The organism is Vibrio sp. N418 (genome assembly GCF_000222565.1).
In the GTDB taxonomy this organism is placed as follows: Bacteria; Pseudomonadota; Gammaproteobacteria; order Enterobacterales; family Vibrionaceae; genus Vibrio; species Vibrio scophthalmi.
In genome coordinates this window covers 14252-26703 of sequence record NZ_AFWD01000024.1, presented here as the reverse complement: position 1 = coordinate 26703, position 12452 = coordinate 14252, and the positions used below count along the sequence as shown (strand labels likewise).

13 protein-coding genes are annotated in these 12452 nt (G+C 44.7%); 6 read left to right on the top strand and 7 right to left on the bottom strand.

Going from position 1 to position 12452, the window contains the following annotated elements; translation table 11 throughout:
* Positions 1 to 36 precede the first annotated feature (36 nt).
* From RH86_RS03810 to RH86_RS03800, 3 genes are all read left to right on the top strand, one after another.
* Positions 37 to 885 carry a formate/nitrite transporter family protein gene (locus RH86_RS03810; RefSeq protein WP_009385068.1) on the top strand — a complete coding sequence of 283 codons (849 nt, stop codon included), beginning with the start codon at positions 37 to 39 and terminating at the stop codon, positions 883 to 885.
* Between the two features lie 144 nt (positions 886 to 1029).
* Positions 1030 to 1812, top strand: a complete 783-nt coding sequence (gene cobA / locus RH86_RS03805) for a uroporphyrinogen-III C-methyltransferase (RefSeq protein WP_174269636.1) — start codon at positions 1030 to 1032, stop codon at positions 1810 to 1812.
* Between the two features lie 225 nt (positions 1813 to 2037).
* Entirely contained in the window at positions 2038 to 3162 is a 1125-nt protein-coding gene (locus RH86_RS03800) for an HD-GYP domain-containing protein (protein WP_038219209.1), read from the top strand.
* A 62-nt stretch (positions 3163 to 3224) separates the two neighbouring features.
* Here RH86_RS03800 and RH86_RS03795 read toward each other — a convergent pair whose 3' ends face one another.
* A complete protein-coding gene (locus RH86_RS03795) occupies positions 3225 to 3773 on the bottom strand; it encodes a GNAT family acetyltransferase (RefSeq protein ID WP_009385066.1) in 549 nt (182 codons plus the stop codon).
* Between the two features lie 192 nt (positions 3774 to 3965).
* On the opposite strand from RH86_RS03795, the gene RH86_RS03790 reads away from it, so the two are divergent.
* A complete protein-coding gene (locus tag RH86_RS03790) occupies positions 3966 to 4448 on the top strand; it encodes an NYN domain-containing protein (RefSeq protein WP_005594492.1) in 483 nt (160 codons plus the stop codon).
* 43 nt (positions 4449 to 4491) lie between these two features.
* Here the strand turns inward: RH86_RS03790 and RH86_RS03785 are convergent, their stop codons facing one another.
* Entirely contained in the window at positions 4492 to 4722 is a 231-nt protein-coding gene (locus RH86_RS03785; RefSeq protein ID WP_009385065.1) for a DUF2986 domain-containing protein, read from the bottom strand.
* A gap of 432 nt (positions 4723 to 5154) precedes the next feature.
* Between RH86_RS03785 and RH86_RS03780 the strand changes: the two genes are divergently transcribed.
* Positions 5155 to 5511, top strand: a complete 357-nt coding sequence (locus tag RH86_RS03780; protein ID WP_009385064.1) for a DUF3316 domain-containing protein — start codon at positions 5155 to 5157, stop codon at positions 5509 to 5511.
* A 235-nt stretch (positions 5512 to 5746) separates the two neighbouring features.
* Here RH86_RS03780 and RH86_RS03775 read toward each other — a convergent pair whose 3' ends face one another.
* Both RH86_RS03775 and RH86_RS03770 read right to left on the bottom strand, forming a co-directional pair.
* Positions 5747 to 7219 (bottom strand): peptide MFS transporter, encoded by a 1473-nt coding sequence (locus tag RH86_RS03775; RefSeq protein WP_005594495.1) that lies wholly within the window; start codon positions 7217 to 7219, stop codon positions 5747 to 5749.
* Between the two features lie 190 nt (positions 7220 to 7409).
* On the bottom strand, positions 7410 to 8801 hold the full coding sequence (locus RH86_RS03770; RefSeq protein ID WP_009385063.1) for an L-serine ammonia-lyase: 1392 nt from the start codon (positions 8799 to 8801) through the stop codon (positions 7410 to 7412).
* Between the two features lie 74 nt (positions 8802 to 8875).
* Here RH86_RS03770 and RH86_RS03765 point away from each other — a divergent pair, with 74 nt between their 5' ends.
* The gene (locus tag RH86_RS03765; protein ID WP_009385062.1) at positions 8876 to 9826 is read left to right on the top strand and encodes a YdcF family protein; all 951 of its coding nucleotides are present in this window, start codon (positions 8876 to 8878) and stop codon (positions 9824 to 9826) included.
* A gap of 16 nt (positions 9827 to 9842) precedes the next feature.
* Here RH86_RS03765 and RH86_RS03760 read toward each other — a convergent pair whose 3' ends face one another.
* From RH86_RS03760 to RH86_RS03750, 3 genes are all read right to left on the bottom strand, one after another.
* Complete coding sequence (locus RH86_RS03760) at positions 9843 to 10121, bottom strand: DUF333 domain-containing protein (RefSeq protein ID WP_009385061.1); 279 nt, start codon at positions 10119 to 10121, stop codon at positions 9843 to 9845.
* A 93-nt stretch (positions 10122 to 10214) separates the two neighbouring features.
* Positions 10215 to 11231 carry a GGDEF domain-containing protein gene (locus RH86_RS03755; RefSeq protein WP_009385060.1) on the bottom strand — a complete coding sequence of 339 codons (1017 nt, stop codon included), beginning with the start codon at positions 11229 to 11231 and terminating at the stop codon, positions 10215 to 10217.
* Between the two features lie 229 nt (positions 11232 to 11460).
* Positions 11461 to 12387, bottom strand: a complete 927-nt coding sequence (locus RH86_RS03750; RefSeq protein ID WP_009385059.1) for a chemotaxis protein — start codon at positions 12385 to 12387, stop codon at positions 11461 to 11463.
* Between the last annotated feature and the right edge of the window lie 65 nt (positions 12388 to 12452).

The following is a 12452-nucleotide window of genomic DNA, read 5'->3' as shown; positions in this document are numbered from 1 at the left end:
ATTTCAACTTTTAATTTAACTTTTTGGAGAGACATGATGTCTTATTTAAAACCTGCAGAATTTATCCAGACAATGATTGATACTGGTGAAGCAAAAGTTCGCACCTCTACGCGCGATCTTATTCTACGTGGCATGATGGCGGGTATTATTTTGTCTTTAGCGGTGGTTGTGGCGATTACCACCATTACACAAACCGGAATTGGTATTGTTGGTGCGCTCGTCTTCCCGGTAGGCTTTTGTATTCTAAGCCTAATGGGTTATGACCTGGTTACTGGTGTATTTGGTCTTGCGCCATTGGCAAAGTTTGAAAATCGTCCGGGTGTGACTTGGAATCGCGTTTTCCGCTGTTGGGGTCTAGTGGGGCTAGGTAACTTAATCGGCTCACTGCTGGTGGCTGGTTTGATTGCTCTATCACTGACGATGAACTTCAGCGTTGAACCAAATGCAGTTGGCCAAAAATTCATTGCGATCGCCACAGCACGTACGGTTGGTTTTGAAAACTTAGGGGCTGATGGTTGGATTACCTGTTTTGTTCGCGGCATTCTATGTAACCTAATGGTATGTTTAGGCGTGATTGGTAATATGACTGCGCGTAGTGTTGCCGGCAAAATTGCGGCAATGTGGCTACCAATCTTCATCTTCTTCGCATTGGTATTTGAGCACGCGGTGGTTAACATGTTCCTCTTCCCACTAGGCATGATGCTAGGCGCTGATTTTGGTATTGCAACATGGTTGAACTACAACTTGATCCCAACCATTCTAGGTAACATTGTTGGTGGTTTGGTTATGACCTGTATCCCGCTTTACCTAACGCATAAGAAAACCGCACCTGCATTGGATGCCGATGTTGAAATCGATGCTCAACCAGCATTGAATACAAAATAGTATTGATAGAAGTGGTAGGGTGAAAACCCTATCACTTTTTGAAAGTATTGTTTGGCTATAAAAAGGGCGCATTTACCCGTAGCGTTTTTACGCTGAGTGTCTCTTGTTATATCCAAATTTGAATTGATAGGCATTGCTATGCAAATGACTCCTCCAGCTGCGGCTCGTCGCACTTCGTTTAATCCACATACTCCAAGTCGAGGTTTTGTTTCTCTCGTTGGCGCAGGTCCGGGTGATCCGGATTTATTGACAGTAAAAGGCTTTCGAGTCATTCAGCAAGCAGATGTTGTGGTGTATGACCGTCTTGTCTCTGCGGACATTTTGGCGCTTGCTAGTGATAAAGCCGAGATGATTTATGTGGGGAAGAAGTTGGATTATCACTGCGTACCTCAAGCGCAAATCAACCAAATATTGGTCGATAAAGCATTAGAAGGTAAACGCGTGGTACGCCTTAAAGGTGGGGACTCGTTCATTTTTGGCCGTGGCGGGGAAGAGCTCGAAACTTTAGTTGAGCAAAACATTCGCTTTGAGGTGGTTCCGGGCATTACAGCGGCGGCTGGTGCAACGGCATACGCTGGTATTCCACTGACTCATCGCGATCACGCTCAAGCAGTACAGTTCATTACTGGCCATGTACAAAAAGATGGCCAGGAGATTGATTGGAGCAGTGTTGCGCAATCAAATTCGACCTTGGTGTTCTACATGGGCCTAAAGCAGAGCGGTTATATTGCCGACAAGCTCATCACCCATGGTTTAGATGAGCAAATGCCTTGTGCCATCATTGAAAATGGTACCCGTCGCGAGCAGCGCGTCTTTCGCTGTCCGCTTAATCAGTTGGCGCAAATAGCACAGCAAGCGCAAAGCCCAGCCTTGATTGTCGTAGGCAGTGTCACCTCGTTACATGAAAAATTGAATTGGTTTGAGTGATAAACTAAGCAAAGTTCAACAACAGCTTTGACTGGGATCACGAGATAGAGCAAATAGACTGGCTGAAACTAGAGATTGTTTTGTATGTTTTATAGACAGTTGGTACAGCTCTCTGATGCATAACAGTCATTAAGCGTATGTTTCTTTATTGCTTAACGCACGAATAGACGCAGCGACAGCGCTGCGCTTATCCCTATGCATGGGTGAGAACATGTATGGAGGGATATGATGAACAATCGCTATTTTCAAACCACAAAGCCTCTTAATGAACAGCTCGAGCAACTTATGCAACGAATGCATACTCGTGTTCCTGCCATTGCTCGGGTTTCTTATGCAAAATATTGCCAAGAGAGCGATACCCTGGTCACCTATGCAGACAGTGAGTTTGATCTCTGGAGCGAACTGCATCATGAACAACGTCTGCGCAAGCTCAATCATTTAAAGCAGACTGCCCACACCGCGATTCCACGCATTATCGATGATCTTCGCCAGATTACCCACTGTGAACGAATTAACCTATTGATTAAAAAAGGTTACCGCTCTTCTGCTGCCATTCCCTGTTATCATCAGCGTAAATTGAGCGGTTTTATCTTTCTCAATGCTTATGAAACTGGCGCGTTTGACAAAAAATCATTGGCCTATCTAGAGCCTTATTTAGAAATGGTTCAGTTTACGGTGGAATCACAATGCCAAGTGGTTGAGGCGATAGTCAAATTGGCCGAACGAGTAAAAACTGGCGCGCAGTTGTACGGACAAGATGAGTATTATCATGGTCGGCGGATGCGTTTATACACGCATATTGTCGCTGAGGAGTTGGCAGAAAATCATCAGTTGGATGAGGAACAAGTGGATGCGATTTCATTGTTTGCCCAATTCCACGACATTGGTAAGACTCAAGTGGCTGAATCGACACCATGTAATAGCGATCCGTTGAGTTCGTCAATCACGCTTATGGCGAAAAATTATATCGATCAGGGTGTCAAAATCATGGAGGAGATTGTCGCCTCTGTTGGTGAGCCAAATCATCCAAGTATTCAGTTACTTAATCAAATTATGCGGTTTCAATCGGAGCGATTGGATGGCAGTGGCTATCCTTATGGTTTTCATGGCGATGAAATTCCACTTTCAGCTCGGATGGTGGCAGTGGCGACCTGTTTTGATAGCATGACAACAGACAAGCATGATCGACAAGCGTTGTCGGTACCTTCGGCATTGTTAGAGCTAGAAAAGCAGGTGCAGAGAGGTAAACTAGATGGCGAATGCGTAAATGCATTACGTCATCGACAAGAGTACCTCAAACAAGTGATTCGCAAATTTCCAGAGCCTATGCGCTGGGGGAATATGCTTTGACGTAATCCATCTTTATATTGCTGACTTATTGGTTATGGCACACCTAGAGTCTTATCCCTAGGCTATGCGGTTGTGCGAGTCAATTGCGTAAAAGGCTGCTGATTAATCGTGATATCTCCTTTATTTTCAAATAGTACTTTGTTTTTATGAGCACAAAGTGAACGACGGTTCTGATGGTGAATAAAGGTATAGATATAACGGTATTGTGCAGAGGATTGCGTTCGTGCATATTCAAACAAACTGGCAAAAATCCCTTGGCCTCTGAACTGACGACTCACGCACACCGGCCCCCAAAATAAGCTATTAGTCTCAGTTAGGTTCCCTCCTACGACTTTAATATTGTGGATATTTTTGGCAATATTTTTCATCGACGAAGAGAAGTACCAAAATTGCCAACAAGCGCACACTGCCATGGCAATAATCTTGTTGTCGAATTCAGCAACGTATACCGCTTGTTGATGATTAATGGCATTAAGCAGTTGTTTCTCGTTCAATACCGTATTAAGAAAGCCGTCTCCTAAGTGTTGTTGACTGATATTGCTCACGTGAGACTCGTTTTGTAGTCGTACCAACGCAGAAACATCTTGGGGAGTTGCGTAGCGAAAGTTCATTAATAATAGTTACCTAATACAAATTTTACATATGGTACGACATGCCATATAAATAGTTAACCCTGTTGCGCGAAATTTCAGTAAAACCGTATCATCCGGCACTTTGTTTCTTGGGTAATGCTTAAGGCTAGCCTTACTCGCTCGTCACTTAACTGCTACTATGGCGCGATAGAAGGCGAAGAGGTAAATACGATGGAAAAAGTGGCGATTTTTGTAGATGTACAAAATATTTATTACACCACCAAGCAGTACTATCAAAGTAATTTTGATTACAACAAGTTTTGGGCGCAGGCCACTCAAAATCGTCAGGTCGTACTTGCGAATGCTTATGCGATTGCATCACAAGATGCGAAGCAGCGTCAATTTCATCATATTTTACGTGGTATCGGTTTTAACGTGCAGTTGAAACCCTTTATTCAACGCAGTGATGGTAGTGCGAAAGGAGACTGGGATGTCGGTATTGCGCTGGATGTTTACGAGGCAGCTGCCAATGTTGATCGTGTGATATTACTATCCGGGGATGGTGACTTTGAAGTGCTAATCAAGCGAGTTCAACAGCGTTTTGCTGTCAAAGTAGAAGTCTGTTCAGTGCGTGCCTTAACAGCACAATGCCTGATTGATGCGAGTGATGTCTATACACCAATTAGCAGCGAATTATTGTTAGAACGACGCTGAGTGACACGCAGTGTCACTCAACTCGATACTCTGCATAACGCAATTAAGCAGCAGTTGTTGGGCTAGCCTCAACGTCTGCGCTTGTCTCGATAGCTTCAACATCGTCAGCCGTTTCGACAACCACTGCTAATACTTCACTTGCCGCTTCTTCGGCTTCCATCTTGGCACGATCAGCTTTAGAAATGTAGCGCGGCTTGTTGCTGGTATGCAGCTTCGCGTTTTGCTTTTTCATTCTGTTTTTATAAATTTGGTTAATTTTTTTCTTGCGGTTCATTAAGATGACCTTTACTACCCAGCAATCAGCTCGGTTTTCTCATTAAATTCGGTTTGTCACGGGGCGCGCATCATAGCAAGAAGTTCACACTTTTGCATCGGGATTTGTGTTCCACTGCCATGATCGGCAAAAACGCTCATATCATTTTATCTTATCGATATAACTATCAATTATAACGCAAGCAGCACAAAATATGGAAACTTTGCTTCGCGAATCAAATTAACGTGAGTGAAATCATTTAGTTTGTTTAAAAAGCAGGAATTGAGCCGATATTGCGCTGCAATATTACGATTTAAGCACTCAGCGAACATTTCAAAAAAACTGACCAACTCGTGCAATTTATTTTAATTCTTATAGGTCATCTATTACGTACAGTTAGTGTGTCGAGCAGCAGAGCAGGGGCTCGAATTTTGGTAAGTAAAGGAGTCTATTATGATTAGAACAATAAGTTTAGCGAGCGTACTACTATTCAGTTCAGCGGCGATGGCAGGGTTAAGTGGACCATATGCCACCGTACTTTCAAATAGCACCATGGTCGGAGATGCTTACGCATCGAAAGATGCAGCCCTACAAGTTGGCCGCAATATGATTGTTGACGTTAACAGCATGTCACCAATCGAATTAAGCCGTAATGTTCGTTGGGACACCAATGATCAAGTGGATATTAATTCGTTTGAACTACTGAACTCACAAGTGGCATTGCAGGAAATCGTCACTAGCCAAGGGGCGATCGCTTATCAGCCAGTGATTAGCGTAAGTTACGAATATCGTGCTCGCGACCGTGACTAATTAGTCTCGCTCATCTCTACGTTTTCGCTAGCACGAAACGGAGAATAGCCAGTCAGAGAGTGACGAGTTCGCTAATTCCACGCGACTATTTCCGCGAATAAACTATGTTTATGTCGAACTTTACCTCGATGTCTATAACCTTTTATTCCGTTGATAAAAAAAGCCCCAAACCTTTGTTTGGGGCTTTTTATGAGCAGGACCGAGCTAAGTTGCTCTATTAATTTATTGCGCGTACTTATGCGTCAGCTTCAACTAACTCAGACTCTTCGCGACGAGCGCTTTCTAGCATCTTACGAATAACGAAAGAAGAGAAGAACGCGATAGCGACCATCACAACCGCTAGAACGGTAAGCATCTGGAAGTAGTCACCGTAAACATTTTGTACGATTTCTTGAGTAATCTTTTGGCCTTTCTCTAGCGCAATCGAGGTTGAGAACACCGCGCCGATAATACCGCTTAATGCCATCGCAACAGAGAAAAGCGATACAGAGAAGTTCTCGATGTGCTTCGGTGCAACAGACAAGATGAATGCTACAACCAAGCTACCCACAATCACTTCAGCAAATGCTTGGAAGAAGTGGATCAGCAAGAAAGTTTCAGGGCGAATAATCGCATCTTCACCAACATGCATGACAGCGAGCGTTAGGATACCAAATGCAATCGCAGTCAAAATGAACGAAAAGCCAATTTTCGTCGCGGTTGAGAAGGTGATGCCACGCTTTTCAAGCTTTGAAAAGCTGTAAGAGATCACAGGGCCTGCCAAAATACACCATAGTGGGTTCATCGCCATTGAGGCTTCTGGTGCAATAGGAATAAAGCCAAATAGGTCACCACGCATAGTGTTGATGGTTACCATGGTCATTGAAGTCATCATTTGACCGTAGTAAACAAAGAAACACGTGGTAAGTACCGTCATGATCAAGATAGTCCCCATCTTTAATGCATCAGACTTACCTGATTTAAACATCAAAGAGATGAAGTATAAGATTGCCGCACCGCCGATGGCATAAACAATGTTCTGACCGATATCCATGTTTGAGAACATGAAGAAAACAAGGCCAACCATCGCCGCAGACAATACAAAGAACGCGATCCAGTTTGGTAGGCTAACAGGTTTTTGATCGATCTCTGCACCAACACTGACTAATGGTTTTTGGAACACAACAAGCGTGACAAGTGCAAACGTTGCCATCACGGCTGATAGCGTGAAGCTGCCGTGGAAACCAATCACTAAGACAAACATTGGGAATAGGTATTGGCCAAGCAGAGCGCCGACGTTGTTAACAGAATAGTTAACCGGGTAACCATTCTCAAAGTCTTCTTGCGAAGCAAAAGTACGTTTGTACAAGCTCGGGTACGACGGTGACATTAAGCCACGAGCGTAACTCGCCAGCGCGATACCAACTAAACTCATCGGCACGTTTGTGGTCGATGCGCCGAAAATAAGTAGTAAGTAACCGACAGAAAACGTTGCGTAAGAGATCGTAAGAGAGCGATATGAGCCGAGGAATTTGTCAGCAATGAAACCGCCCGCGATAGCGAACAGTGGACCGATTGAAGAGAAAGCGCCTACAACCATCATGGTATCTGCTTCACTATAACCTAGATCTTCTAGGAAAAAGCGCGTCAAAATAACCATGACACCGTAGAAAGACAAGCCAAACATCATTTGGCAGAACATCATCGACTTATTGAGCCTATTCCACATAGTTTTCTCTTGTGTGTAGAAATTAAGGCCGGAGATTATGCCAGAAATCGTCATTGATGCACGGAAAAACCCCACTGAAAGGTAGTGTTTTGTTCTGAATTTGTAAGGAAACGTTTGCGTTAAGTTTGTTGTGATTAAAAAAGTAGCAGGTTGTTGCATAAGCATCTGATTCATTTAGTGGCGGATCATGCTACTCACATGGAGGGGCGAGGTGAATCAGTGCCAATCCACCCAGTGAGGTTTCGCGATACTTTTTGTTCATATCTTTGCCCGTTTGGTACATGGTCTCAATCACTTTATCAAGAGAGATAACGCATTTGCTGGTGCGTTTTAGTGCCATGCGCGAGGCATTAATTGCTTTCATCGCCCCCATCGCGTTGCGCTCAATGCAAGGGACTTGCACTAAGCCGCCAATCGGATCGCAGGTCATCCCAAGTGAATGCTCCATCGCAATCTCAGCAGCAATACAAATTTGTTCGTTACTCCCGCCACGGAGAGAAGTGATGCCCGCTGCTGCCATTGAGGAAGAGACGCCTATTTCACCTTGGCAACCGACTTCTGCTCCAGAGATAGAAGCATTGGTTTTATATAAAATACCTATAGCACCTGCAACCGCGAGAAAATCTTTTAGCTGTTTGGTATCAAGAGGGCGGATAAATTGATGGTAATACATCAAGACCGCGGGGATCACGCCCGCTGCACCATTGGTAGGAGAGGTGACAACCTGTCCGCCGGCTGCATTCTCTTCACTAATGGCAAAGGCAAAGAGGTTTATCCAATCCATCACCGCCATTGGGTCGGTTTCAAATTCTTGGTTAGCGAGTAACTTTTTATGTAGGTTGGGTGCACGACGCGTTACGTTTAAGCCGCCTTCTAGGGTGCCTTCGGTATCAAAGCCGCGCTGCATGCACAATGACATCACCTTCCAAATCTGATCCGCTTTTTGGTCGATGTCGTCCATTGCTTGAAAACATACTTCATTCTGCAACACCATCCCCGATAGGCTTAGCCCAAGTTTATCGGCTTTGAGTAGCATTTCATCAGCGTTATGGAATGGGAAAGGCACCGTGATGTCAGATTCTTGAACACCATGAAGCAATTCTTGTTCTGTGGCAATAAAGCCACCACCAATCGAGTAATAGGTTTGATTGAGCAGCGATGTACCTGTCGCATCGAAGGCGGTGATGCTCATACCATTTTCGTGCAATGGCAGATTGCTAGTATGAAAAATCATATCGCTACGATAATAAAAAGCGATCACCGCCTGATTAGCTAACGGCAGGGTAAGCTGATTTTGTTCTATGCACTGTTTTAGCGCTCTCTTTGCGCTGGTCACTTTGAGTGTATCGGGCCTATTGCCCATCAGGCCAAGCAGTACGGCTCGGTCGGTATGATGGCCTTTACCCGTTAGTGATAATGAGCCAAACAGATCAATCTGAATACGTTCAATCTGCACACTAGCTTGAGAATGTAAGCCGGTTTTCAGCCGTTGAATAAAGTCATAACCGGCTAACATGGGCCCATTGGTATGAGAGCTGGAAGGGCCGACGCCGATTTTAAAAATATCAAAGATAGACAACATAACCACCATCCTTTGTAATAGGCAAAACGACAGGCACACTACCAACTATAGTAACAAAACAAGGATCTTGAGCTGTGAGTGAGAAAGGAATCTGCCCCGCACCATTAGGTAATGTAAAACGGGTGGTGTTAGTGCTAGGGAAAAGATTGTGCGATAACCAGTTAACTGCCGAAGGACATTCGCGTGTCGCAGCGTTAGCCGCTTATTTGACGCCAATGCCAGTCGAGCAAACAGCGTTGATTTTTTGTGGTGGCCAATTGCGTGGGCAAAAGAGATCTGAAGCACACGCGATGGCGGATCACTTTCAGCATCTATTCGCCCCGTTGGCTGACTCGTATACTTCGTTTGGCCACTTAATACTGGAGGGGCAATCTGAAAATACCATTGAGAACATGGAAAACGCAGCAAGTAAGCTTATTGCAAGCGGGCTGTGCGAAAGGAAATGCGACAACTCCGGCCAACCCAGTGAATGTGTTGAAATTTGTTTAGTGTCGAATGAATATCACCTTCAACGCATTATTGAGATTCAAAAAATGATGCCAGAGCAGGGGTTATTGACCACGCTCACACAGCGCTGTGAGCAAGCTGGTTTGCATGTAACCATCTCATTGGATATAACTCAACATTGCGCTGTTCCTTATCCTCATCAGAGTGAGCAGGCACAGGCTTTTTTGCTGGTTGATGAATTGACCACTTACCGCGTTTATATGGAAGGAGTGCTCAAGCAAGCTTTTACCGCTCCGATCGAGCTGGTAAGCATTCAGCCATATCAGGTGGCTAAGCGTGCCATCACGCAACTGCTTACTCTGGAATATACTCGAGCTCATCAAGACGTTCTGACCCGATTGGCGGTATTGATCGAGCTATCACAGAGTTATTCGGTTGAGGCGTTAAACGCCAGTAATAAGGCCACTCTACTCCAGCCATTGTACGCAGAGTTTCACACTTTACTCACTCAACTCAACCGTCGATTTGATCCAGAGAGTGACGCATCGACTCCTAATCAATCCACATCGCGCGGTTGAGTTTGATATTGTTCGGTTATTGACTACTGTCCGAGTCGGGCTGACGATGATTTTGTTTATAATATTCCCACTGTTCGACTCTCTCACCATTGTTTAATACACAGAAAGTGGTGCGCTGGCCTTCGAGAGTCAACATTTCTAGTTCACCGCCACTTTCTACGCAATAGACCGAAGCTGGATTACTGGCAGCTTGATACTTAGTGGGTTTGTAGGGATTGTCTTCTGATGCGCAGCCAGCGAGACCAAGGGCCGTAGACAGCCCTATGATGGTAAACAGTGTAGGTGTTCTGATCATGACGTATCTCCACTTTTTCTTTTAAACAAATGCGCTGTGCATTTTGTTCAAGGATAGTTGAGATATAGGATAGTCGAGAAGTCAGAGCGATGCTTACAACGGCATGACTCGGTTGCGGCCAAGCTGCTTGGCTTCATAAAGCAATTTGTCAGTACGTTCGATAAGGTCTTCAGCAAACTCACCTTCTTGACGCTCAGTGACACCAAACGAAGCGGTAATATTACCGACTTGCTTGCCACTGCGACGATCTTTGATCGAGAGCTTTTCCACGGCACGGCGCAAGCTTTCGGCAAACTGACGTGCGACGCGCAGATTACGGTTAGGGACGACTAACGCAAACTCTTCACCACCAAAGCGATAAGCGGTAATGCCATCACGGCAACTGCTTTGTAAGCGTCGCGCAAGCCCGCGAATCACCGAATCACCAAACAAGTGACCGTAGTTATCGTTGTAATTCTTAAAGTGATCGATATCGACCAAGATCAGACAAAAGTTCTGTTCACTGCGACATAAGGTGTGAATGTCGTTGTCGAACGAACGACGGTTATAGAGGCCGGACAAACTGTCGAATAGAGCGTCTCGTTGCACTTCCGCTAATTGCGATTTAAGGCGACTAATTTCATGGCCAGCTGTCGACAGCTGGTTTGAGAGAAAGCTGGTGGAGTGACGAATGTCTCGAGATTCAGAAACTAACTGGCGAATCACGGCCATCACCTCATCGATTGACATACTCTCATCTTCAACGCGTTCCAAATTGCGAAAACTTTTATCGATCATTTCCGAAAATTGAGAGGTGTCACTGAGGGTATCGTTCATCGAGTTAGCAACTTCGTTGACCAATATTTCGATATTGGCTCGTAAGTCGCTCAATTTAGTTTCATTGCGTGTCGCGACGTGACGGTGGTAGAGCTGTTCACCGGCTGCGGGAGGGCATATACCAAAGCTCTCAATGACCGTTTCTAGCTCATGGTTGAGCTTTGGAATGGCATTGTCGACGTACGTATACCATAGTGCGTAATTGGACGGCGTTGCGGCAACGTGATTCTTCATCATGAGTGGGACGGCCTTTTTTAAATTGGCGGTCGACTTTTTGAATTCGTCTTCAGTCATCTCTTTGGGCAATTCTTCTTAAAACTCTTGTACTTATACTACTAAAATGTGAGTGAATGTGGATCATTTTACTCACGGGTTAGTTACTAATTAGCAAATATGGTTCGAAAGTTTATATTTATATATAAACAGAAGGTAAACAATTGTAACGCATAGGTATAGTTGCTTATCGTCTGTTAGCAAAAAACTGTGATAGGTTGCGCTCAATTTGTTTTGCGATGTCTACTGATTAGTCAGTAACAGAGAGTTGAAGGCTGTGTTGATTGAGCTGAGCAGCACCGCGTAACATCGCTTTAATCAGATCGCCAGCGTTAAACTTCTCTAGTGCTTCATGCGCACCAACCTGCTGTGCTCGATTAACACAGATCTCGCTCGAGAGTGAGGTGTGCAAGATGATATAAGCGTGGCGAAGTTCGGGATCACTTTGCGTTTCAAACGCCAGTTCATAGCCATCCAACCCCGGCATTTCAATATCACTCACCAATAGGTCAATGGCTTGCCCTTTACTCACCGATTCTCGCATCGCATTGAGCGCTTCCACACCGTTGATACAGATCTGATAGGGGATGTTAATACTGTCGAGTGCATCAGAAAGCTGCTTACGAGCGATACTTGAATCATCGACCAACAGAATATTGAGCGCTTTTAGTCTCTCACGCTCAACATCGGTCAAAATAGGAATGCGAGCAGATTCAGATGGCGGATATATTTTCGACAGCAGCAGTTCAACATCCAACATCTGGACGATTTTATCCTCGAAGCGCGTGATGCCGGTAACAAACACATTATTACCCGCACTGCGTGGCGAGGGTTCGATGTTACGCCAGTCGCAGTCGATGATTTTTTCAATGCTGCGTACCATGAAAGCCACGACTGTGCGCAAGCAATCGGTGACGATCAGATAACAAGAAGCATATTCTTCAGGCTGAATTGGTCTAAAACCAATCGCAGCAGGCATATCAATCACCGGTACATTGAGATCACGGATAGTCACCGTTCCAATAACATGATGATGTGAGTAGGGGATTTGTGTCATCTGAGCATAAGGTACAATTTCACGTACCTTCAATGTACCAATAGCAAATATCTGCTTACTTGCTGTTAGGGTAAACATAAGCATGCCTTGTGACTGATTTGCTTTGCTTTTTTTGGCCATTGGTGATTCTCAAACATTATAATCAATATGGGTCATGGTAACCCAAAAGGCACTGGGTGCAATGA